22 protein-coding genes are annotated in these 24521 nt (G+C 41.7%); all 22 read left to right on the top strand.

Going from position 1 to position 24521, the window contains the following annotated elements; genetic code table 11:
• Positions 1-15 precede the first annotated feature (15 nt).
• The 22 genes from B0I27_RS17935 to B0I27_RS16660 all read left to right on the top strand — a co-directional run bounded on the left by B0I27_RS17935 (position 16) and on the right by B0I27_RS16660 (position 24514).
• Positions 16-420: an SPW repeat protein gene (locus tag B0I27_RS17935; protein ID WP_425428156.1), complete on the top strand. Its 405-nt coding sequence runs from the start codon at positions 16-18 to the stop codon at positions 418-420.
• 34 nt (positions 421-454) lie between these two features.
• Complete coding sequence (locus B0I27_RS17930; protein ID WP_425428157.1) at positions 455-859, top strand: hypothetical protein; 405 nt, start codon at positions 455-457, stop codon at positions 857-859.
• Between the two features lie 103 nt (positions 860-962).
• Positions 963-1964, top strand: a complete 1002-nt coding sequence (locus tag B0I27_RS16755) for a LacI family DNA-binding transcriptional regulator (protein WP_106295499.1) — start codon at positions 963-965, stop codon at positions 1962-1964.
• A gap of 72 nt (positions 1965-2036) precedes the next feature.
• A complete protein-coding gene (locus B0I27_RS16750) occupies positions 2037-3194 on the top strand; it encodes an iron-containing alcohol dehydrogenase (RefSeq protein WP_106295497.1) in 1158 nt (385 codons plus the stop codon).
• A 1-nt stretch (position 3195) separates the two neighbouring features.
• Positions 3196-4116, top strand: a complete 921-nt coding sequence (locus B0I27_RS16745; RefSeq protein WP_181276817.1) for a dihydrodipicolinate synthase family protein — start codon at positions 3196-3198, stop codon at positions 4114-4116.
• Positions 4117-4120: 4 nt separating this feature from the next.
• A complete protein-coding gene (gene pdxA / locus B0I27_RS16740) occupies positions 4121-5155 on the top strand; it encodes a 4-hydroxythreonine-4-phosphate dehydrogenase PdxA (RefSeq protein ID WP_106295493.1) in 1035 nt (344 codons plus the stop codon).
• A 3-nt stretch (positions 5156-5158) separates the two neighbouring features.
• Entirely contained in the window at positions 5159-6310 is a 1152-nt protein-coding gene (locus B0I27_RS16735; protein ID WP_106295491.1) for a four-carbon acid sugar kinase family protein, read from the top strand.
• A 40-nt stretch (positions 6311-6350) separates the two neighbouring features.
• Positions 6351-7925, top strand: a complete 1575-nt coding sequence (locus tag B0I27_RS16730; RefSeq protein WP_106295489.1) for a sodium:solute symporter family protein — start codon at positions 6351-6353, stop codon at positions 7923-7925.
• 320 nt (positions 7926-8245) lie between these two features.
• Complete coding sequence (locus B0I27_RS16725) at positions 8246-8902, top strand: acetyltransferase (protein ID WP_106295487.1); 657 nt, start codon at positions 8246-8248, stop codon at positions 8900-8902.
• A 273-nt stretch (positions 8903-9175) separates the two neighbouring features.
• Positions 9176-9946 carry a polysaccharide biosynthesis/export family protein gene (locus B0I27_RS16720; protein WP_106295485.1) on the top strand — a complete coding sequence of 257 codons (771 nt, stop codon included), beginning with the start codon at positions 9176-9178 and terminating at the stop codon, positions 9944-9946.
• A 43-nt stretch (positions 9947-9989) separates the two neighbouring features.
• The gene (locus tag B0I27_RS16715; RefSeq protein WP_106295483.1) at positions 9990-12284 is read left to right on the top strand and encodes a GumC family protein; all 2295 of its coding nucleotides are present in this window, start codon (positions 9990-9992) and stop codon (positions 12282-12284) included.
• A gap of 197 nt (positions 12285-12481) precedes the next feature.
• On the top strand, positions 12482-13783 hold the full coding sequence (locus tag B0I27_RS16710; RefSeq protein WP_106295481.1) for a nucleotide sugar dehydrogenase: 1302 nt from the start codon (positions 12482-12484) through the stop codon (positions 13781-13783).
• Between the two features lie 22 nt (positions 13784-13805).
• Positions 13806-14852 (top strand): SDR family oxidoreductase, encoded by a 1047-nt coding sequence (locus B0I27_RS16705; protein WP_106295541.1) that lies wholly within the window; start codon positions 13806-13808, stop codon positions 14850-14852.
• Positions 14853-14865: 13 nt separating this feature from the next.
• Positions 14866-16308: a lipopolysaccharide biosynthesis protein gene (locus tag B0I27_RS16700; protein ID WP_106295479.1), complete on the top strand. Its 1443-nt coding sequence runs from the start codon at positions 14866-14868 to the stop codon at positions 16306-16308.
• Positions 16305-17471, top strand: coding sequence for a DegT/DnrJ/EryC1/StrS family aminotransferase (locus B0I27_RS16695; protein WP_106295477.1), 1167 nt, complete (start codon positions 16305-16307; stop codon positions 17469-17471). The genes B0I27_RS16700 and B0I27_RS16695 overlap by 4 nt, the downstream gene beginning before the upstream one ends.
• Positions 17472-17496: 25 nt before the next feature.
• Positions 17497-18336, top strand: coding sequence for a glycosyltransferase (locus B0I27_RS16690; RefSeq protein WP_245925545.1), 840 nt, complete (start codon positions 17497-17499; stop codon positions 18334-18336).
• A gap of 47 nt (positions 18337-18383) precedes the next feature.
• Positions 18384-19490, top strand: coding sequence for a glycosyltransferase (locus tag B0I27_RS16685; RefSeq protein ID WP_106295473.1), 1107 nt, complete (start codon positions 18384-18386; stop codon positions 19488-19490).
• Positions 19480-20721, top strand: a complete 1242-nt coding sequence (locus B0I27_RS16680) for an O-antigen ligase family protein (protein ID WP_106295471.1) — start codon at positions 19480-19482, stop codon at positions 20719-20721. Before B0I27_RS16685 ends, B0I27_RS16680 begins: the two co-directional genes overlap by 11 nt.
• Positions 20718-21965 carry a DegT/DnrJ/EryC1/StrS family aminotransferase gene (locus tag B0I27_RS16675; protein ID WP_106295469.1) on the top strand — a complete coding sequence of 416 codons (1248 nt, stop codon included), beginning with the start codon at positions 20718-20720 and terminating at the stop codon, positions 21963-21965. Before B0I27_RS16680 ends, B0I27_RS16675 begins: the two co-directional genes overlap by 4 nt.
• Positions 21962-22564 (top strand): sugar transferase, encoded by a 603-nt coding sequence (locus tag B0I27_RS16670; RefSeq protein ID WP_219905036.1) that lies wholly within the window; start codon positions 21962-21964, stop codon positions 22562-22564. The genes B0I27_RS16675 and B0I27_RS16670 overlap by 4 nt, the downstream gene beginning before the upstream one ends.
• Before the next feature lie 29 nt (positions 22565-22593).
• On the top strand, positions 22594-23646 hold the full coding sequence (locus B0I27_RS16665; protein WP_106295467.1) for a hypothetical protein: 1053 nt from the start codon (positions 22594-22596) through the stop codon (positions 23644-23646).
• Positions 23647-23734: 88 nt separating this feature from the next.
• Positions 23735-24514: a glycosyltransferase family 2 protein gene (locus B0I27_RS16660; protein ID WP_106295465.1), complete on the top strand. Its 780-nt coding sequence runs from the start codon at positions 23735-23737 to the stop codon at positions 24512-24514.
• Positions 24515-24521: the final 7 nt, after the last annotated feature.

The raw sequence follows: 24521 nt of genomic DNA, 5'->3' as shown, positions 1-24521 counted from the left end.
TAGGTATCAAAACCTATGTTTAACTTAATCTTATTTACCATGAAATTTATCTCCAGAAAAACCCATGCCGTATTAGACTATGTAATGGGTGTGTTGTTAATCGCATCACCGTGGCTGTTTGGATTTTCGGACGTAGAGTCTGCGAAGTGGAGCGCGGTAGCCGTTGGTGTGCTAATGCTAGTAATGTCGCTAATTACTGACTATGAAGGAGGAGCGATGAAGGCACTTTCGATGGGTGCACATCTCACTATGGATTTAATTGCAGGTTTATTCCTGGCGGCCTCTCCATGGCTTTTGGGTTTCAATGATGCAGTCTATCTTCCTCACCTTATTCTAGGTGTTATGGAAATCGGTGCTGCGCTCTGTACTCAAAGAACGTCTCAACATTCTTTTGGGCATGGAAATGTCGGCCATGCTTAAATGAAAATAAAAAAGAGCCTTAGGGCTCTTTTTTATTTTATATGTCTTTCCCGGTGATCCTCAGCAGAACGAGAAGGGCCTCCTTGACGTCGAATTTCAGGATCAGAAGGGAACGCCCGGAATCCGTATTTCATTCGATGAACAGGGCTTGTTCAGATTAAAAGCGGGTTATCGAAACAAGACGCTGTTAAATTATCATTCGGGGACACGGTATGAAATCGTTGTCGATCTCGATGCGCATATGTATACTGTCACCGTAAATGGCGAGAAAATGTCAGAGAATACTTTCTTTGCACCGTTGGATCATGTAGCACGGTTTCTTTCCGAACCAGAGATACCACACGTTTCCCGACCGCGATACGCCTACGGATCAGAAGTACGATCTTCCAGATCCCGAGTCAAAAATCGACCCTGCGACTTTTCTAGTTCCATCCTTTAAAACGGAGGCACTTTAAATAATTTTCGTTCTCGAGAGTTTGGCTGTGTCATTTATAATAAAAATGAAATACATTTGGATTTAACCAATTGCTATACGATAATCTATGTCGAGTCTTAAAAATGTAGCTGATATGGCCGGTGTTTCAGTCGCAACTGTATCCAGAGTATTGAATTCTGATGACGTTGTTAAAGAAGACACCAAGCAGAAAGTACTGGCAGCTATAAAGAAGTTGAATTATACACCCAACAGGGTAGCCCAGCGTTTACGCTCGACAAAAACGAACAGCCGGATTATTGGCTTACTGATTCCCGACATTCAAAATCCGTTCTATGTTGACGTTATCCGTGGGATTGAAGACTATGCATACGCACATAACTCGGTTGTGATTATAGGAAACTTCTCTCAAGATGAGAAAAAGGAGAAACTTTATATTGATATTCTTAAGTCTGAATCTGTAGATGGATTCATTGTGGCTCCGTCTAACGAAAAGGACGTTTACATAAAAGCCTTAATAGAAGACGGGTTTCCAATCGTTTGTATAGATAGAGGCATGAAAGACGTAGATGTGGACCTCGTGAAGGTGGACAATCAGCAGGGAGTGTTTAATGCCGTTCAGCATTTGATAGGGTTGGGGCATACCAGGATAGGACATGTTACCGGGAAGCCCTTCCTGCCGACTACACACGAAAGGATGGCAGGATATGAGGAAGCGATGAAAATGTACGATCTGGAAATAGATCCCGAGATTATTGTAAGCAGTAATTCGGACTATGATAGCGGCGCCGAAAAAACGGCTCATCTTCTTGAGCTGGAGAATCCGCCTACAGCGATCTTTACCGCGAATAACCTGATAACGCTCGGGGCACTGGACACCATCAATAGACGGGGGCTCCGGATCCCTGAGGATATAGCTATTGTGGGGTTTGATGATGTTTACTGGGCAAATTCGCTTAATCCGCCCTTAACCGCAGTAAGGCAACCCGGCTTTGAGATTGGCAGGCGCTCATGTGAACTCTTGATTCAACGCATTAACAAGCCGGACCGGTCTGTTGCCAGTATTATTTTGAAAACCGAACTAATGATACGTAAATCCTGTGGCTCGTAAAGTTCAGGTTTTTCTTTGGATTACCAATGTAATCGTTTACATTTGACAAACGCCTAATTGATTGACCTGATAATGAAGAATAGAAACCTTATCACACTTTTAAATCCGCCAACGTTGGTTTTCGGAGAAAACAGCCTCGACCAGTTTATTACCGACTTTAAAATGTTGGGCTTAAAAAGACTGTTTATTATGTCGATTGATAGTCTCGAGCCCCTGCTAAGCCCCAAAATTAGCGAGCTTACAGAATCGGGAATTAAAATCAAAATATGTAACACCATAAAGGCTGAACCAACCTTTGCAGAGTTTGAAGTTATTCTTGAAGAGGCCCGAACTTTCCGTGCGGATAGTGTTGCAGGAATTGGGGGAGGAAGCGTGATGGACACCGCGAAACTGGTTGCCGCCCAGCTGTTGAATACTCAGTCGACAGAGGAGATAACCGGAATAAGGCAATTGACGGAGCGAAGAACCTATCTGGCCTGCATTCCGACAACTGCAGGAACTGGCAGTGAAGTATCGCCTAATGCACTTTTTGTAAACGCTGAGGGTAACAAGGTTGGGGTTATCAGTCCATATTTGGTTCCCGACGCAGCATACATTGATCCTGTATTAACACTTTCTGTTCCGAAACATATAACCGCTGCAACTGGAATTGATGCGCTTTCGCATTGTTTGGAAGCCTATACTAATAAATTTGCCCATCCGATCGTCGATGTCATTGCGCTGGAAGGCATTCGGTTGGTTGCCCGAAATTTGAAACGTGCATGTGATAACGCGGATGATCTGGAGGCAAAGACAAGTATTGCCCTCGGGAGTATGTATGGAGGAATGTGTTTAGGACCGGTGAATACGGCCGCGGCTCACGCTCTGGCATATCCACTCGGCACGGATTTTCATATCGCGCATGGTTTGTCGGTATCACTCATGCTTCCTGCCGTAATGGAGTATTGTGTATCGGCCGCTCCTGAAAGGTACGCTGAGGTTGCACTTGCGCTTGGCGCTCAACCGCAAGGCGAGGCCGTGGAGACAGCAAAGCAAGGCATACAGTTGTTGAAAGAGCTCATACGGGATTGCGGATTACCTGATTCGCTCTCGGAACTAGGGATACCGGAGGATGCGATTGAAGGGATGGCAGTAGATGCGATGAAGGTGCAAAGACTTTTGAATAACAGCGTCAGGGAAATAACCAGACAGGATGCTGTTAATATTTACCACTCAGCTTTTAATTCGTGATATGGAAAAGAAATATAGTGGGGTAGTGGTTCCAATGATCACACCCTTTACCGATAAATATAAAATTGATTTAGAAGCTGCAGAGCGAATAACGAATCACCTGATACTGCACGATGCGCATCCATTTGTGCTGGGAACTACGGGAGAATCTGTCTCTATTTGTCCCCAGGAACGAAAAAAGTTTCTGCAGGCGACTGTTCATGCTACGAAAAAGAGAAAAACGGTATATGCAGGAATTTCGGGGAATTGTCTCTCTTCTGTGCTAGAGGAGGCAAGGGCCTTCTCTGACCTGGGTGCAGATGTGCTGGTATCGACTATGCCCTCTTACTACCCGGTTGACGAGGATCAGATGCTCCGGTATTTTCAAGAACTGGCTGATGCAGTACCACTTCCGTTAATTGTATACAATATCCCTTCGACAACACATCTTTCTATTCCTCTTTCTGTTGCAGATAAGTTGAGTCACCATCAAAATATCGTCGGTTTTAAGGACTCGGAAAAAGGAGAGCAACGAGTGGAAGAAGCGATTAAGCTTTGGAAAGATAGAGAAGACTTTTCCTATCTGTTGGGATGGGCCCTGATGTCGCATAAAGCTATGGCCTGGGGGGCCGATGGTATGGTCCCAAGCACAGGAAACCTCACTCCAGGCTTGTATAGGATTATTTATGAGTCGGGTAGAGCTCAACAAGCAGACCGGTCAGGGGCAGCTCAAGATAAAGCAGATCGAATTTCTTCGATCTACCAGAAAGATAAGATACTGAGCAGGTCATTGCCTGTTCTGAAAATTATGATGGATGCATATGGATTATGCGGGACATCTGTCTTACCGCCTCTTTATAAGATTTCGGCACAAGAAGAAGAAACGATCAAAGAACTGCTGCTCACCGAATATGGTATCCTGGATTCTATAAATAATATTTAACGCGATGACTATTAAAAAACCTGTTTTAGGAATTACCATGGGTGATCCTGCAAGTATCGGTCCGGAAGTGGCTGTGAAAGCTCTGGCTTCACCCTCGATATATGAACGCTGCAATCCGCTGCTGGTAGGAGACGCGGAGATATGCCGAAAAACTATAGAACATTATAAGCTTGATTTAAAGGTTAATCCAGTTGACGCTGTAGCCGATGCAAAGTTTGAATTCGGCACGATTGATGTATACGATCTGAAATATGACTGCGCTGAGATTGTAACGGGCCAAAACTCTATAGCGGCAGGAGATGCCGCGTTTAAGTCGGTTGTAAAAGTTATTGAACTGGCTATGGACAAAGAGATAGATGCGACGGTTACAGGACCTATCAATAAGGAGTCCATACATTTGGCAGGGCATTTTTTTTCCGGCCATACTGAGATCTATGCGCACTATACGAATACCAAGAAATATGGAATGCTCCTCGTGGAGGATGACTTAAGGGTTATCCATGTATCGACGCATGTTTCGCTGAGACAGGCCTGCGACCTTGTGAAAAAGGACAGAATTCTCGATACGATCGATCTGATTGTCAAAGCTTGTCGGCAATTGGGTATCGCTGAACCTAAGATAGGTGTTGCTGGCTTAAACCCACATGCCAGTGATGGCGGGTTGTTCGGCGATGAGGAAGAGCATGAAATTATGCCGGCTATCGAGGAGGCCAGGAAACGCGGATATCAGGTGGAAGGTCCAGTGCCAGCAGATACCTTATTTCCAAAGGCTATTGGCGGCGTGTACGATGGCGTGGTGGCTATGTATCATGACCAGGGGCATATTCCGTTTAAAGTTGTTGGTTTTAATTGGGACAAATCGGCCAGGCAAATGAAGAGCGTAAGAGGCGTAAACATCACTTTAGGTCTTCCTATTATAAGAACTTCAGTCGATCACGGGACCGCAATGGAAATTGCCGGAAAAGGGATCGCAAGTCCTGACGCTATGAATCTGGCGATAGATTACGCAATTAACATGGTAGGAGTAAACAATCGATAGAGGATGATAGCGGTTATTGCAGATGATTTTACCGGTGCTGCCGAAATAGGGGGGATTGCTGTCAGGCTTGGATGGAAAGTAGTTATAAATACGGTGGTTGCACCGGAACCAGAGGCAGACGTGCTGATTATTGCCACGAATACCCGTTCCAAGACTCCGGAGGAGGCGAGGGCAATCATCAGACAGATCACATCTGAGCTGATGCAACTGCAGCCTCAGTTGATCTATAAAAAGATCGATTCTGTTCTGAGAGGGAATGTAAGAGAGGAGCTGCTTGAGCAAATTGCTGTTTCGGGAAAGAAGAGAGCATTGCTCATTCCGGCGAACCCGTCATTGAAGCGAGTGATACAAGATGGGGTATATTTCTTTGAAGGGGCTCCGTTGCACCGTTCGAGGTTTTCGACTAATTCACGTGAGCGCGTTAAATCTTCCAACGTTGTCGATCTTGTTGGAACCGGACAATCGGATGTTGATGTCGTTTCGCTGGGAGACCCGTTCATGCATAAGTCACTTCTTATTGGAAATGCCTCTAATGAAGGTGATCTTGGGCATTGGGCAGAGAGACTGGATGATGAGACAGTGCTGGCCGGAGGATCAAGCTTCTTCCATGCACTACTGAAGCATCTAGGTTCTAAGGGTGACATTGAGAAACAACCACTGATCTTAGGGAAGCGAATCTTATATGTCTGCGGAAGCGCATTTCAGGGAAGTCGCAGTATGGTTGCCAACGCTTTCGACTCGGGGAAAAAGGTCGCTTATATGCCAGCTGAGCTTTTTTGTGACGATGTTGACAGAGCTAAACTCATGGTCCACTGGCAAGAGACGGCCGCTCGTTTTTTAGAGAATAATGACGCAGTTATAATTGCAGTAGACCAAATCAATTCTGCTGATGCTGTCAAATTGGATAGGTCTATATCAGAGATAATCGCCGAAGTTGTAAGCAATATTATGCAGCGCCTTAACGTCCATGAACTGGTCATAGAGGGCGGGGAAACTGCCTCTGTCATCATGAATAAGTTGAACTACAATAAATTTCACCCGGTTCAGGAATTGTCACCGGGCGTGATACGGATGAAAATAAAAGAGAAAGAGGGTACTCATCTCACGCTAAAACCTGGCAGCTACGTATGGCCATCGTCTATCTGGCAGTACTAATAAGTAAACCTAACATTCCAACAACCAATTTTAACTTGTTATGAACTCGACAATGCATCCGATAGACTACGCAATTATCGCTGTATTCCTGATAGGAACACTTTGTTTCGGTTTGAGATTTTCTAAAAAACAGCGCACGACGGATAATTACTTTTTAGCTAAAGGAAGAGTTCCATCGTGGGCGTTGGGTATCTCTCTCTTAGCGACGCTCATTAGCAGTGTGACCTTTCTGGCTTATCCAGGTACCGGCTATTCGTCTAACTGGATATTATTGGTTCAGGGACTGATGGTGCCGATTGTTTTGGTGGGTGTAATATGGTTTATTGTACCCTTGTACCGAAAAGTAATTAATCTGAGCACCTACGAATACTTTGAGCAGCGCTTTGGAAGTTTTGCCAGGTATTATAGTTCCGTAGCCTTTGTGCTAAGGCAGTTTTCGGGAATGGGTACGGTATTTTTTCTGCTTGCCATTGCTTTAAACCGAATGATTGATGCTAATACCTTTACCATCATTTTTATCGTCGGAGCGCTGATCATTTTAGTAAATCTACTGGGCGGGATAGAAGCGGTTATCTGGTTGGATGTATTTCAGGGATTCATGCTCTTCATTAGTGGCATTATCTGTATGGGCGTGTTGTTATATTCTGTAGAAGGAGGCCCTATGGAGATCTGGAGAGTTGCTTCTGAGCACGGCAGAACTGGTTTTGGGCCTTACGAATGGGATCTTACCAAGTTGACGTTTCTTGTAATGGCGATAAATGGAGCCTTTTACGCCATCCAGAAGTACGGAACGGATCAAACCGTTGTGCAACGCTATCTAACAGCTAAAACCGATAAGGAAGCTATCAAAGCGTCTATGCTAGGTATTATGCTGACCGTGCCGATATGGACAATATTCATGCTGATTGGTACAGCGCTATTTGTGTTTTACAGACAGCAACCGGTGCCGGATGGTATTCGAGCAGATGCAGTTTTTCCTTATTTTATAATGACCCAGTTACCCGTCGGCGTCGTTGGATTGATTCTTTCTGCCATGATATCAGCAGCCATTTGTAGTCTCAGTGCTGATCTTAATTCACTTGCGGCAGTATGTGTTGAAGATTATTACAAGAAGATAGCACCTGGGAAGACAGACAGGCAATATCTCAAAGCTTCGAAGATCACGGTTGTGCTTTCCGGATTACTAGCAATGGGGATCGCCATGCTGTATGTAAACGCCGGACATGAAGGAGTTTTAGGGATCGTGTTTACGCTTTACGCCATCTTTTCAGGCGGTATTGTAGGTATTTTTCTTCTTGGGTTGTTCACTACGCGTACCAACAAACAGGGAATTTCGATAGCGATCATCGTTTGCATTGTATTTACGGCTTATGCTGTGCTGACATCAACGGCCGTGGGTCTTGGCGATGACAAAGCCATATTATTAGACCTTGGCGCTTTTAATTTTACTCATAATACGTTGATGTTGGGTGTTTATAGTCATCTTATCGTGATCGTTGTTGGGTATCTGGCGAGTTATTTCTTCCCGAAGCCGAATATTGACAAACGGCTCTTGTATAGCGGCTGGTTGGAAAACAGGAGGGAAGAGCGACGGTTGGAGAAGGAGGGAAACTGACAAATCTTTGTCTGATAAGAAACTCTGAAGTGAGGCTAGCTTACTGGATAAGTCATAAGCTTTTCCTAATTCCTATTTTACCGGATATCATTCAACAAATTGTACGTCTAATTTCCCCGTCACATTTTAATTCCTGTCTGTAAAAACATGTAATTCATAAGTGAAATTGGGAGAAGCAAGACCACTAATCTGAGTAGGCAATTCACGGAAGTGGTCAATTGTAGCGCAATCAATATCAGGCCGTTCTGTTACTGTATGAAGTATTTATCTTAGTGCTCTAATCAAGCAGGGAATAAATACTAAAGAGTAACTCAGCCTTTATGAAAGTAATTATATTTGGCGTCGGAAAATTGGCCGACTATGTCCATTTTGTTTTAACAAATGACTCACCTTACGAGGTTGTTGCCTTTTGCATAGAAGAGGCATTTATGCCTGAAAGTGGAACTGTTCATGACTTGCCAATTATAACTTTTGAACTATTACCTTCCACATATTCCCCTGATGACTATAAGATCTTTATTGCAGTTGGCAACAATTCTGTAAGGGAAGTAATATACAATAAGGTGAAGGATAATGGTTATTCCTGCATTACTTACATATCATCAAAAGCGATATTCTGGAGTGATCTGTCCTTTGGAGACAATGTCTTTATTGGTGAGGGTACTGTGATACAGCCATTTGTGAGTGTCGGATTTAATTCTTTTCTTTTTGCGGCTCGTGTCGGTCATCATTGTAGTGTGGGCAATAACGTTATACTTTCTGGATGTGTTCTGGCAGGAGACGCCCATATAGGGGATAATTCTTTTTTAGGATTAAATTCAACAGTAAACCAAAATTTAAAGATCGGAAAGGCGAATATTATCGGTGTTGGAGCCAATATCGGCAGTGATACGAATGACTATGACGTTTACACGAACAGTAGTACTGTTAAGAGAGCGGTATCATCCCAGCGGATAAAAAATGAGTATTTGCATTAGGAACCTCTTTAAGGTTTGCCTGATGCACAAAGTGAGTAATAAGTGCGCGTTGATTTAATCGTACATGAAGTTAAGTAGCCGTTTTTGTCGTTTAAGTTTAATTTTTTAGTGTGTATAAAATTTTTACAAGTATGACTAATGGTGAACTTAACTGTCTCATTATGAGAAAATGGCTGAAGATTTTTACATGTCACTATACAAGTCTTGTTTCCTTGAATTTTTAGTTTTTTTAGTATATAACTTTGATAATAGTCAGTGTTTGAGGATTAGCATATGAGATATCTATACATTTTTACTTTTCTTTTTCTAGCCTTATTAAGTTCATGCGGAGCGAAGCGAAACCTCATCTACTTTAGCGATTTGTCAGATAGCTCTGAGATCGTTACCAAGGTGATCAGCAATGTTAATCCGATTATTCAGCAAAATGATATTCTCGATATCTCGGTAAATACGCTTAGTGCTGAATCGAATGTCTTATTTATCTCCAATTCTGCGCGGCAAGGGACGAGCAATAGTTATCTTGATAAAGATGGTTATAAAGTAGATCAGAATGGCATGATCAACTTTCCGGTGGTGGGCTTTATCAAGCTGGCTGGACTAAATCTGGAAGAGGCACAGAAAAATCTGACAAAGGAAATAAATAAATACGTTAAGGATCCGGTCGTTAATATCAAATTTTTGAATTTTCGGATAACCGTTATCGGAGAAGTCAACAGGCCGGAGACGTTTTTAATTACCGACGAACGGATCAACCTTCTGGAGGCTCTGGGAAGAGCCGGAGATATGACTCCATATGGCAAGCGGGAAAATGTTTTAGTTATCAGAGAGGCTAACGGCGTCAGAAATATGGTACGCTTAAATCTTAATAAAAAAAGCATCCTAAACTCACCGTATTTCTACTTAAAGCAGAACGACGTGATATACGTCGAGGCAGAAAAAACAAAACAAAAAATATATAGTAACAGTAACCGCTTAATGCCGGTTTGGGTGTCGGCGATATCAGCACTTACCGTGTTGTTAACTGCTTTTTTATACAACAATTAGCGCTCGTAACCCTATTCTGAAACTATTCTAACTGGATTAGACGATGGAGATTTTGAAAGACCTTTTTAAATATTTAAAGTACTGGTACATATTCCTGATATGTGTTGTAGTTTGTCTTGGTGTTGCACATTTGTACCTTATGATAACGACACCCCAGTACAAGATAAGCAGTACGCTGCTAATCAAGGCAAGTAATGGTGCCGAAGCGAAAGGCAAAGAATCAGCATTCAGCGATCTCGATATGTTTCACAGTTTCAGCACAGTGCAGAATGAAATTGAGGTTTTGCGTTCCAAAGATCTTTTGATAAAGGTGCTTCAAGACTTGTCTCTTGAGACCAAATATTTCACAAAGAGTTTCTTGAAAAACAAAGAACTTTATGGAGATGCATTACCGGTTCAAATTAAAGTCGGCAGACTGACCCATGCCGCCTACTCAAAGAAGGGGATTTCTTTAGAATTTGTGGATACAAATCACTTCATCTTGAAAGATAGCCTCTTCAATAAAACGTATGCCTTTGGCACTCCTATAAAAAGGAAAGAATACACAATTACGGTTATTAAGGGTCCAGGGTTTTCGCAGTTTGACAAGCCGATACATATTGAATTTCGCAATCTCCATTCGATGGCTGAAAGCTACAGTTTGAGAAAGCTCGTCATTATGCCTATTGTCAAAGATGCTAATACAATCATATTAAATCTGATGGATGCGGTACCTCAAAGAGGTATTGAAATCATGAGTAAATTGATCGAAAAATATAATCTGGAGAACGTACATAATAAAGGCATCATAGCCAGAAGCACTATCAGCTTTATCGATAATCGCCTCAAGTATTTATCTGAAGATTTAAGTAATGTCGCACAGGATGTAGAGAGCTATAAGCAGCAAAATATGGTTACTAATTTGACCTCCGACGCACAGTTCAGTGTGCAAAACTCAGGCGATTACAACCGGCGTCTGGCTGCTGCGGATGTCCAGATTAGTGTGATTAGTTCCATAGAAAAGTATCTTCAGTTAAAAGGTAATAGTAATAACCTGGTACCAAGTTCTTTGACGGTGCAGGATCCGACTTTGATGTCTTTAATGAGTAAATACAATGAATTACAGCTGGAAAAGCAGCGCTTATTAAGAAGCGTGCGGCTTGAAAATCCTTTGATTTCTGGAATAGATCAGCAGCTCGTCGGAATAAAAGCAAGCATGAGAGAAAGTCTCGCTAACGTTAAGAAAAACCTGCGTCTGGAAAGAGGCAGTTTGTTATCAAACAATGCGAGATATACGTCTGAGATCCAGAAAATGCCCGTCTTAGAGCGGGGATTGTTGGAACGGAATCGGGCTCAAGCAGTTAAAGAAGGTTTATTTCATTACCTGTTACAAAAGAGGGAGGAGACAGCGCTATCATTGTCTTCGACTGTACCGAGCTCACAAATCATTGACAAGCCGGCTTATAACTCAACGCCTGAAAGTCCCAATTCGCAATTAATTTACTTATGCTCTTTTTTAATAGGCATCATACTCCCCGCATGCGCTATTTATCTGAAATATGCTATTCATGCAAAAGTATTGAATATTTCAGATGTTAAGTCAATCGATGGGATTCGTATCCTGGGAGAGTTAAGTAGAAAAGAAAAACACGAGTCATTAATCTTAAAGAAAGATAGTAGAACCACCATTTCGGAACTTTTTCGCTATATCCGGATGAATCTCAGTTTCATGAATCCAGATAATTATTCGCAGGTGCTATTGGTAACTTCGAGTATGAAGGGAGAGGGGAAGACATTTTTTAGTATTAATCTTGCAATGTCCATGGCATTCATCAACAAAACTGTTGTCCTTCTTGAGTTTGACTTCAGAAAACCAGATTTGCTTCGATACATGGGTGTTACTGGTAATAATGTTGGGTTGAGTGATTATTTGAGCGCTGATGATGTAGAGCTAGATCATATCATAATCCCATCAGCGGAATCGCCTTATTTGTCCATAATTGGATGTGGAAGCATCTCTGAGAACCCTTCGGAATTACTTATGAGCTATAAGATAGCTGGACTACTGCAAGAGCTTAGAAACCGGTTTGACTATGTGATTCTTGACACTTCACCAGTCGGGCAGGTAGCGGATGCATTTAGCCTCGCTCCTTACAGCGATGCGAGCATTTATATGGTGAGATATAATTTTACCAATGTATCCCAATTAGAAATTATCCGTGACATTGCTGAAAACAAGAAGCTAAAGAATCTGCAGATAGTGTTTAACGACGCAAAAAGAGAGAATGGTAATGTCTATGGTTATGGAAGGTACCAGTATGTTGCCGACAATGCCAGAAAAAAACAGCTAACCAGTTAGTCATTATAATTAGATCCAATCAAGTATTCATCTGATATCGCAGTGAGTTACTAATATAAGTCATCATTGCACAGAATGCCAATGTCCATGTAGGTGGGAATGGCGGAGCCATGGATTTTAATGCTTTTATTCTTTATGAAAATCTCTCATGTAAGTGGGAACAGCGAAGCTATATCAAAATTTATTCAGCAGTAATTATGAGTTCTCAGGTAGTAAAAGACAAAAAAATAGGAGTTATCGGTCTCGGCTATGTTGGCTTGCCGCTTGCCGTGGAGTTTGCAAAGCGGTACAAGGTAGTCGGGTTTGATATAAACAGTAACAGAGTTTCGCAGTTAAAGTCAGGATTCGACCACACCCGGGAAATTGATGAAGATCGACTGCAAGACGTTTTGAGCTTTGACTGTACGTCACTTACCGGACTGTTTTGCACAACAGAAAAGCAATATCTTGAAAGCTGCAACATGTTTATCGTAACAGTGCCAACTCCGGTAGATCGAAACAGAAGACCTGATCTTACTCCGCTTCTGCGTGCTAGCACTTTAGTTGGCGGTTTGTTGAAAGATGGAGATATCGTGGTTTATGAGTCGACGGTTTATCCAGGAGTAACGGAGGACGAATGTGTGCCAATTTTGGAGAAACAATCAGGTTTGACCTTTAACAAACACTTTTTTGTTGGCTATTCTCCAGAACGAATTAACCCAGGTGATAAGGAACACACTGTCGCAAGGATACGTAAAATCACTTCAGGCTCAACAGCAGAGTCCTTAGAAACAATTGATCAATTGTACAGCTCAGTTATTACTGCCGGTACATACAGAGCGTCTTCCATAAGGGTGGCTGAAGCCGCTAAAGTGATTGAGAACTCTCAACGAGACATCAATATAGCTTTTGTCAATGAATTAGCTATGATATTCAACAAGCTAGGTATCGATACCCAGGAAGTCTTAAATGCAGCGGGCACAAAGTGGAACTTCCTGAATTTTAAACCAGGTTTGGTTGGCGGTCATTGCATTGGGGTTGACCCATACTATCTTGCTCAGAAAGCACAAGAGATTGGCTACTATCCTGAAATCATTCTTGCCGGCCGTCGTGTAAATGACGGTATGGGAGCATATGTTGCTGACCAGTTGGTAAAAAGTATGCTTTCAAGGGGCACAAATGTAATTCAGAGTGAGATTTTAATACTTGGGTTTACGTTTAAAGAAAATTGCCCGGATGTGCGAAATACAAAGGTTATTGACATCATCAGGCGCCTCGAGGAGTATTCGATTAAGGTGTGTATATACGACCCGTTGGCTGACCCTAATCAGGTAAAGCAAGAATATGGGGTAATATGCCAAAATGGGAATTTCGTTCCGAAGCGGTATGATGCAGTGCTGCTTGCTGTAGCGCACAAAGAGTTTATAGACCTTGATATAGCTGCACTGTGTAAAACAGGAGCTGTTATTTACGATATCAAATCTTTTTTACCTGACTCCCTGGTTCATGCCAGGTTATAAACCGAACCAAACTAAACGCTTTATGAAAACATACCCCACCTCCCATCATGGGGATAAGGATATTTCTAATATTAATTTTTTAGTAACAGGCGGAGCTGGATTTATCGGATCTAATCTTGTTAAGTATCTTCTTGAATTTTCGGCCGGTAAGGTTCGGGTGCTCGACAACTTTTCAACAGGCTTTAGGAAGAATATTGACGATTTCTGGAAATATCCAAACTTTGAGCTAGTCGACGGTGATATCAGAGATTTAACAGTATGCAGAGATGCTGTTAAGGACATTCACATTGTATTTCATGAAGCTGCATTGGGATCAGTCCCCCGCTCCGTAAACGATCCACTGACGAGTAACGAAGTTAATGTATCGGGTTTTTTGAATATGTTAGTTTCTGCCCGGGATGCAGGGGTTGCAAGGATCATTTATGCAGCATCATCCTCAACTTATGGGGATAGTACGGAACTGCCGAAAAAGGAGGATAGAATTGGCAGGCCACTTTCACCTTATGCGGTAACTAAGTACGTTAACGAGTTATATGCCGACGTCTTTGCCAAGACATATAAAATGGAGCTGATAGGATTGCGGTATTTCAATGTCTTTGGTCCCCGGCAGAATCCTGAAGGTGCATACGCTGCTGTAATCCCTCGTTTTATAAAGACGTTGTTGAGTGGATCCAGACCGGTTATCCACGGTGACGGAGCTTACTCAAGGGACTTTACCTATATCGATAATGTGCTACAAATGAATATAAAGGCAGCACTTACCGATTCCCAAGCCGCCATCAACCAAATCTACAATGTGGCTTTCGGACAGCAAACTACTTTGAATGAACTTGTGGCGGACATTAAGGAAATACTATCCGAACAGGATCCGCAAACAGCTTCTATCTTCCCAGAGTACGGACCTGAGCGAATCGGAGACATCCCTCATTCTCTTGCATCAATAGAAAAGGCAGAAAAATTACTGAATTACAATCCTCTCTACAGTTTCGAATCAGGCCTGAGAGAAACGATAGACTGGTTTATAAAGGAAAGCGAAGCCGAGATCGCTACACAGGCGGTACAAATTTAGCGTTACGGGAAGAATGGGTTTTAAGGAAACAGCCGTTGCGGGGATCGTTTGGTCGTTTATTCAGCAATTTGGCGCGAAACTGATCAGTTTATCTATTGGCATTATATTAGCCCGTCTACTTGGGCCTGAAGAGTTCGGGCTGGTTGCAATGGTTTATGTGTTTATAGCGGTAGGGAGTTCGCTGATGGATAGTGGACTTACATCGTCCCTGATTCGGTCCGTTGATGTTAATCAAAACGACTATTCTACTGTATTCTTCTTCAATTTGATAGGGAGCATTGTAGTTTATGCATGTATGTTTTTCCTGGCACCTTTGATCGCCGCATTTTATAAACAAGAGGTATTAGTAGACATAATCAGAGTCACAGGGGTCTCTTTTATTATCAATGCCAGTTATGGTGTTCATAATACCCGCTTTATCAAGATGATTAATTTTAGAATTCAGGCACTTATACAGATTCCGGCGATTGTAGGATCAGGGTTTCTGGGGATTGTTTTAGCAAGAGCCGGTTATGGTGTTTGGAGCCTGGTCTGGATGAGTTTGTCCAACTCGTTTCTTCTCGCATCTATGCACTGGGTGTTTTCCGACTGGAGGCCAGCGTTGATTTTTGACCGAGATAGCTTTAGGCGGCATTTTAATTTTGGATATAAGATGACCCTATCTGGTCTGCTTGAAACGCTTTACCAAAACATATACGTAATTATAATAGGTAAGTATTATTCTGCCGCCCAATTAGGATTTTACTCCCGAGCTGATTCAATGAGTCAGTTTCCGATCAGCAACATATCGGCGGCTATTAATAAAGTCACATATCCGATGCTCTCTGCAATCTCAACCAGTGATGCTCAACTGAAATCAGTTTATAAGCGCATAATGAATCAGGTTGTGTTCTGGAACACCCCTGTACTCATCTATCTCGCTATTATAGCTCTTCCCTTATTCAGGATTTTGTTTGGAGAACAATGGATACAATCTGTTCCTTACTTTCAGATTTTGTGTTTGGGAGGCATTATGTACCCTCTGCATTCCTATAATTTGAATATCCTTAAAGTAAAAGGGAGGAGTGACCTGTTCTTTAAGTTAGAGGTTATAAAAAAGGTGACATGCGTAATCGGTATTGTATGCGTCATTCCATTCGGTATTTACGGTCTACTTTATTTTCAGCTAGCTTTTGGCTTTTTTGGCTACTACATCAACTCCCTTTATAGCGGAAAAATGCTCAACTACTCTTTAATCGAACAAATATCTGATTTGACTCCACCTATTTTGCTTTCTGCCATCACCGGGTTGATTTGTTATGGACTGGATAGAAGTTTGGTTCATATATATAATGCTTCCGATTTTCAACGTATTGCGGTAACAACAACCATCTATTCGTTTGTTTACCTGGCCACGGCGTTCTGGATTAATCTAGCCGCCTTAAAAGACATTAAACAACTAATCTTTAAAAAATGATACCAGTTACAAAACCTTTCCTTCCTCAGATTCAAGAATATGGGGAGTATATGAACACTATTTGGGAACGGCAATGGCTAACGAATAATGGTCCCCTTGTAAATGAACTGGAGTTGAAGTTGAAGAGTTATTTAGGGCTGGATCATTTGCTTTATATATCCAGCGGAACGATGGCCCTTCAAATTGCGATAAAAGCGTTGAAACTAAAAGGTGAAATTATAACCACCCCATTCTCTTTTGTCGCTACGACAAGCAGCATTGTTTGGGAGGGTTGTACGCCTGTCTTTGCGGATATTGAGAAAGATACCTTCAATATCGATCCCACGAAGATCGAAAAGGCCATCACCCCCCAAACAACAGCAATTCTTGCGACGCATGTATTTGGGAATCCCTGCGACATAGACGCCATACAGGATATCGCTAACCGATTTAATTTAAAGGTTATCTATGATGCCGCACATTGCTTTGGAGTTAAGTATAAAAATAAATCAGTATTTGATTACGGCGACGTCAGTGCAACCAGCTTTCATGCGACGAAATTATTTCATACGATTGAAGGTGGGGCAGTGTTTACTAAATGTCCGGATCTTTTAAAAACGATGGCATTCATGCGGAATTTCGGTCATAATGGTCCTGAGGAATTCGCAGATCTCGGTATCAACGGGAAGAATAGTGAGTTCCATGCTGCAATGGGGCTTTGCAACTTGAATCATATTGACAATATCTTAGAGAGGAGAAAAGACCTATACCTCCATTATAGGAAGATTCTGGGTGGATTGGGGGTGAGCTTCCAAAAGTTAAAAGATGAGCAAAGCTATAACTACGCTTACTTTCCAGTAGTGTTCGAGTCGCAGCAGTTGATGTATGCTTGTATAGAGGCACTAGCTCATGAAAAAATCTTTTGTCGCAGGTATTTTTATCCTTCTTTGTCATCATTGCCCTATGTTGCCCCGGTTAACCTTCCTGTTTGTGAGTCTATCGTCAACAATATTATCTGCCTGCCAATGTATCATAGTTTAACGAAGTCTGATATCGAGATGATTGCGAGAATCATGCTTAGAGTGCAAAACTATGGATTGTCTGTTCCCTCTCCTAAAACTCATGATTCGGCCGTTCTGGAAAAAGAGATAGAGGAAATTCTAACTAAGAAAGTTGAGGTTTGATATGGGTGTAATTGAATCTGAAGTAATGGTAAGCATATGTTGTATCACTTACAACCATGAGAAGTATATAGCCGAGGCGATAGATAGTTTTTTGATGCAGGAAACCAGTTTTCAATACGAGATTTTGATTGGTGAGGATAGTTCGAGCGATGGCACAAAGGCGATTTTGGCTGACTACGTAGCGCGTTATCCCGGCCGAATTCAGGTTTTTTCCTCTGAGACTAACCTGGGAGCGGTGAAAAATTTCACCAATGTCTTAAAAAGATCCAAAGGAAAATACATTGCCTTTTGTGACGGAGATGATTTTTGGACAGATGCGAAAAAACTCCAGAAGCAAGTCGATTTTATGGAGGGAAACGATGATTATATCATTTGCTGCCATTATTCCCAGGTGATTGATGATCAAGGTAAAACGGTTTACGTGTCGGATGACATGATTCCACTTGAATATTCCTATGGAGACTTGCTTGCGGGTAATAGGAAAGAGACTCGAGTCGCTTCGATGTTGATGAGGAGTACTAAAGAAATTCTGGAAATCGAAAAAAACCGGTGGCTTTATAGCACTTACGGTACTGATACCTTCGTGAAGCTACTTGCTGTTGCGGTTAGCGGAAAGAAGATATTTGTTCTGCCTGAACTGATGAGCTGTTACCGCGTTCATGGTGGTGGGATATGGAGCATGGTTGATTCGAAAGTCAGGAAGAAAAAAATGGTCAATGACTTCAATCTACTCATTGACAACTTCTCCTATTCTTCTTCCCAAAAAAGACAATTGTTAAAAATGTATCTCAAGGAATATTTTCTTTTCGACATGAAAAATGTCAATGTAAACGGCGCCTTCAGAACCCTGACAAATCTTTTATAGTATACACATGCAACAGTTGCCACGAATCAGTTCCTATTTGCCAACTTATGAGACCGGATGTTTTTTTCATTATTAATAGCTTAGGGGGTGGTGGTGCCGAACGGGTTCTCTGTAATTTAGCAAACACTTTCCACAGAAAAAGCTATAAGGTTGCCATAATATGTTTGAATTATACCGAAAGTGCGTACAAACTTGAGCAGGGTATCCCTGTAAGTTACTTAGTAGGTAGGAGAGGAAGCGACCATATTATTTATAGACTTTTTTATGCGGTACAAACTTACCTTAAGCTAGTTTATATATTGCTGAGAGATCGCCCTAAATGCGTAGTGTCGTTTATGACAACTTCGAATTTATGGTCCGGATTAGCCTGCAGTCTTGTTAAAATTCCATTCATTGTTTCCGAACGTACCACACCAGACCATACAGTCAACCAGTTTAATCCCCTTTTGAAACGTATAACTTTTTTAGTTTATAACAAATCCAAAGGGATAGTTATCCCTGCTAAGGGCATGTCTGAGGGCTTCAAAAGAAGCAAAAGCTTTAATAAGTTAAACAACTTTGTAACGATTCACAATGCGATAAATTCGGATGCTTTCATCAGTGATAAGCCTATTTATCCAAATAAGAGGTTCATCCTGGGAGTTGGCCGCTTAGATAAAACCAAAGGATTTGATGTGTTGATAGATGCTTACAGTACACTTTATTTGCCTGATATCGATTTGCTTATATCAGGAGAAGGCCCTGAGAGGCAATCGCTTACTAAACAGATCGAAAATTTAGGTTTGTCAGACAAAGTAAAGTTGGTAGGTTTCAAACATAACATTCAAGACTATTACTCGCAAGCCGAATTATACGTTTTAGCTTCAAAAAACGAAGGCTATCCCAACGCTCTTATTGAGGCTATGAGTGTCGGATGTCCTTGTATAGCGACCGACTGCGAGTTTGGTCCTTCCGAAATCATCGAACACCGTGTAAATGGGATGTTGGTTGAGGTAGACAACGTCAGTGAATTAGCCGAAGCCATTAGCGAAGTTTTGAATGATCCAGACCTGCGTTGCAAAATATCCAGGAATGGCCGGCGGATAAAGGATACAAATTCGGAACTCAACATCTCTAGGAAGTGGGAGAAACTCATCTTTAGCCATGAATTTTAGAAAAGCCATTTTACTTGTATTGGTGTTCATGTATATCTATACGCTGACATTTGGCCTCTTCATGACTTCTGTTATAAGATTACCTACACCAATAGTGTTTTGTTTCCCGCTGATTTATCTGACTTTCGATAAATCCAGAATTTTTCAATATAGAAAGGAACTGTTGGTGTTTACAGTGGTATCTTTTTTTTATTTCCTTCTAGCCTATCAGGAAATTACAAGCTTTTTTGTTCAATTGATAGTAGTTACTTTCTGCGCACTTTATTTTAATTATTTTGTTGGTGAGAATCTGTATCGATTCAAAGTCTCTGTTTTCATCTTCTACTCTTTGCTTATTGTTTCTTCTCTCGTCATGTTATTGGATCACGCAAATCCTACTATTGCGACTATTATTCGCCAAAAACTGACAGGAGAAATAGTGAAGCAGTCACCTTCAGGAATTACGCCATATATATTTTCTTTTGGCTATCAGCTGGCGGCTTTGACACCATTCCTCGTCATCAGCTCTGTTATGTTCAGGAAAGGTATTGTCTTGAAACTACTTGCTCTGGTATCATCATTAATTTTCATTTTCTATGGGATGAACAGATCTGTGCTGGTAATCTTTTTGTTTTGTATTTTCTTTTTCGGGATGCTCTATTATAAGCTGAAGTTCACTATTCTAATAGCTGCTTTTGGCATTATCGGCACGCTCTTTATAAGCTCGGTTCAGGATCTTTCATCTGGAAACGAGCAAAATATTCTGGCAAAGAATGAACAAAGTTCAGACGAAAACAGAATGGAGCTAATGACCGAAAATTTAAAGATCATTGCTAAGTACCCTTACGGTTTGATGTTTTATGGGATGTCATGGTATGACGCCGCAAAAGAATATCCAACCTTCAGGAGGGGAGAGGCTGGCTTTGTCACCTCGCATAATGCCTATCTGATGTTTATTACTCATCTCGGAATCGTAATAGGTCCTTTGTTTTTATTTATGTTATATAGCAGAATCGTCTACATTATGATTTTAGCGCTAAAACATATTCGAGATCCAGACAATGCACTTCTTGTATGCTTGTGTTTTTCTTTCCTTTCCGTATCTATAAACCCATTCTTCCATAATGAATGGTTGCTTCGTGGAAGCGGACCAACTTTGTTCCTGTACTTTGGTGTAATCCATCTTTATGGCATTATACAAAATAATAAGCTCACGTCTGACAGTGCTACCAATCAAAACCCTCAACTATGATCATTCCCTTCTCTCCACCTTACATCGACCAAGCAGTAATTGATGAGGTAATGGATACTCTAAGCTCAAACTGGATTACATCAGGTCCAAAGGTCAAGCGGCTTGAAGAAGAAGTGGTGAAACTTACAGATTCGCAGGCAGCCGTTTGCGTTAATTCCTGGTCCTCCGGGGCTTTAATCGCCATGAAATGGTTTGGAATCAAGGAAGGCGATGAGGTGATCATTCCGGCATACACATATTGTGCAACGGCGCTCGCTGTTTTAAATTGTGGTGCTAAACCGGTATTGGTTGACATCGCAGACGATTTTACGATCGACACCGAAAAGATCCGCGAAGCGATAACGTCAAAGACCAAAGCAATTATTTCTGTAGATATCGCCGGCTGGCCTTGTAACTACTCGGCAATCCGACAAATACTCACAGAAAGCGCTGTCCGCAATCTTTTTCGTCCCCTCACTGAAAATCAGGAGAAGTTAGGAAGAATCCTATTGATTGCTGATGCAGCACATTCCATAGGATCGAAAATAGACGGAAAGCCGGCCGCTAAACAAGCTGATTTAACCATCTTCTCGTTTCATGCTGTCAAGAATATTACCACAGCAGAGGGCGGCTGTATATGTCTAAATCTGGATCTTCCGTTTGATAATGACGCAGAATACCGGTATCTGAAGATCTATGCCCTGAACGGACAGAATAAGGATGCCTATTCTAAATACCTCGGTTCTTCCTGGAAGTATGATATAATCTATCAGGGTGTTAAGGCAAATATGCCTGATATTTGCGCCGCTTTGGGTCTTGCACAGATTCGACAATATACACACTTGTTGCTTCCGGCACGGAAGCGAATAGCGAATAAATATCATGAAGGCTTTAAACCGCATAAGTGGTACATCAAGCCACCGCTCCTGGATAGCTCCAGGGAGTCTTCCTACCATTTATATCCTTTAAGGATAAAAGACATCACTGAAGAACAAAGAGATCAGATCGTTGATAAGCTGTGTGCCATCGGTATATCTGTAAACGTTCATTTCATCCCCTTGCCTATGCTGTCTCTTTTTAAACAGCTTGGGTTTGACATTGCCGGGTTCCCTAATTCATATAAACAATACGCTTGCGAAATATCGTTGCCAATTTACCCTCAACTTACAGATGAACAAGTCTCCTATTTGATCGGTTCGGTGATTGAGGTGGTTGAGGAGAATTTTGTGAGCAAGGACTACATCGAAGTAGGTGTTACGTTATGAGACGGTTAATCAAGAGGCTCCTGGACATAGTCCTCTCCCTTTCATGTATATTATTTCTTCTTCCTGTATTTGCTTTGGTATCCCTAGTTATTGTCCTCGATTCGAAAGGAAGCATCTTTTATAAACAGCTGAGAGTTGGGATGAATAGCCAGGATTTTTTAATCTTCAAGTTCAGAACTATGTATCCTTTTTCAGAAAAACGAGGACTGCTAACGATTGGCGAACATGATTATAGAATTACCAAAGTCGGATTTTGGTTAAGGAGGTACAAAATTGATGAACTTCCGCAGTTGTTCAACGTGCTGATTGGAGACATGAGTATTGTTGGGCCGAGACCCGAAGTAAGAAAGTACGTTGAGTTGTATGATGATGAGCAGTTAAGAGTATTGACAATCAAGCCGGGAATCACCGATTGGGCATCAATTGCATACAGTAGAGAAAATGAGATTCTTGCCGGCGCAAATGATCCTGAAAAATTCTATATCCAGGATGTCATGCCCCGAAAGCTTGAGTATAACCTCAAATATGTAAACGACCAAAGTGTTTGGAATGACGCCTTAATTATTCTTTTGACCATAAAGAAAATCATATTCAACTAGGATAAAACGACATCCGAACTACCAGATAGATGAAAACCCTTAAAATACTGGATTGGCCGGCGTTTAGGTACAATTCTGAAACTCACCCCTTTTATAAATGGCATCGGCAGTTGAAGGAACGGGGAATAGAGACGCAGTTCTTTACAAATCACCAGGATCCCAGACTAAATGATGCTGACTTCTTGCTTATACACTCCCGTTACTTTGAGCATGGTTGGCAAAGCATCGCCAAACGCACACAAGAGAATGAAGATACTTTAAGAAATCTACTTATCGGCTGGAAGAAGACAGTGGGAATGCTGCTGTGGTATGATGCTGCTGATTCAACAGGATCGAACGACTTTCCCATCATAGACTTGGTGGACAAGTTTGTGAAAAAACAAGTTTTCAAAAGCACAAAACACTATAGCGAAAGGTCGAAAAGTTTACGCATCTGGATGGATGGGGAAGATCGTACTGAAATCGTCTATCCTTGTCCGCAAGATCAATTACATAAGATTACCTTGGGTTGGAACATCGGTCTGAACGACTATCGATACTTCGGCTATAAAATGAGTCGACTCAGTAATTACTTAGGTTATGGCATTTATCCGATGAAATTCTCTGCAGTAGACAAGACCAGAGAGCTCGATGTGTCATTCAGAGGAACAGTTCTTAACCATCCAATAGCAAAGCAAAGAAACAAAGTCATACAGCTTATGCAAACGATGAAGCAGCAAAGAGCAGAGGCTAAACGCCTTTCCAGAAAGGAGTATTTTAATGAGCTAAGAAATTCCAAGATGTGTATCAGTCCTTACGGCTGGGGAGAGGTTTGTTATAGAGATTTCGAGATAGTTATCTCAGGTGCTTTGCTAATAAAACCCTCTATGGACCATCTCTCAACCTTTCCCGATGTTTATATACCTCACGAAACCTATATTCCGGTATCCTGGGAACTAAATGACCTGGCCGAAACGGTCGAACGCTCTCTGGCGAACTACAACTTCGCTAAGCAGATCGCGCAGAATGGACAAGATGTATACAGAAAGGCGGTATGTGAACCGACTGCTTTTATGGATGCAGTATTCCGGATGATTTCATGATTGTCTAATTAAAATTTTCGTTATAAAATCGCTACCTCACCATGATGTGGAAGCTAAACGATTCACGCTTCAACCTAAACCTTTTACGATGCTTTTATCCTTTGTAATTCCAACATATAATCGGGCCTCTAAAGTCAGGAGGGCAATTAACAGTGTATTAGGGCAAATCGAGGATACCACCTCGACTGAAATAGTGGTCGTTGATGATGGTTCCACTGACGGAACAGCAGATCAGCTAAAATCGCTGGTTTCCGAAAAAAGAATCAGGCTGATTACACATACCGAGAATAGCGGCGTGGCAGCGGCAAAAAACACAGGGATACTGAATTCACGGAATAAGTATGTCGTTCTTCTGGACTCCGATGACCTTCTGGAGGACGGAGGCCTGATATACCTCACAGGTCTGCTACAAGACAACGATGATTGTGACTTGATTTTTTCAGGCAGCAGACTACTCAGAAATGGCGCGCTTTTATACGACCCTACCTTTAAAGGTTCCAAAAAATACAAAGATCTTTTGACTTGCCGTATAGGGGAATATTTGCCCATTTGCCGGTCAATAGTATTAAAAGAATTCTTGTTGAGGGATCTTCGCGGTTTTGAAAGTATAACCTGGCTGTCTATTGCGAAAAGAGGGTATAAGGTTTTTTATGATAGTACCCCTATACGTTCATATGACGATGAAGGTGATGACAGGCTGTCGAATAGGATGGGCATTATAAAAAATTCGGAGGATATGAAAAGAGGATATTCAATTTATTTAAAGGAATTCGGCGGCGACTTAAAGAAATATAATCTTAAGGAATACCTGATTCTCAATGTCAAATATCTATGTTATTCAATTATGCAACGAGCGTTTGTTCAATAAAGGCAGG

The organism is Arcticibacter pallidicorallinus (assembly GCF_003002875.1).
In the GTDB taxonomy this organism is placed as follows: Bacteria; Bacteroidota; Bacteroidia; order Sphingobacteriales; family Sphingobacteriaceae; genus Arcticibacter; species Arcticibacter pallidicorallinus.
The sequence above is the reverse complement of the archived record's forward strand: the minus strand, read 5'-3'. Positions and strand labels throughout refer to the sequence as shown.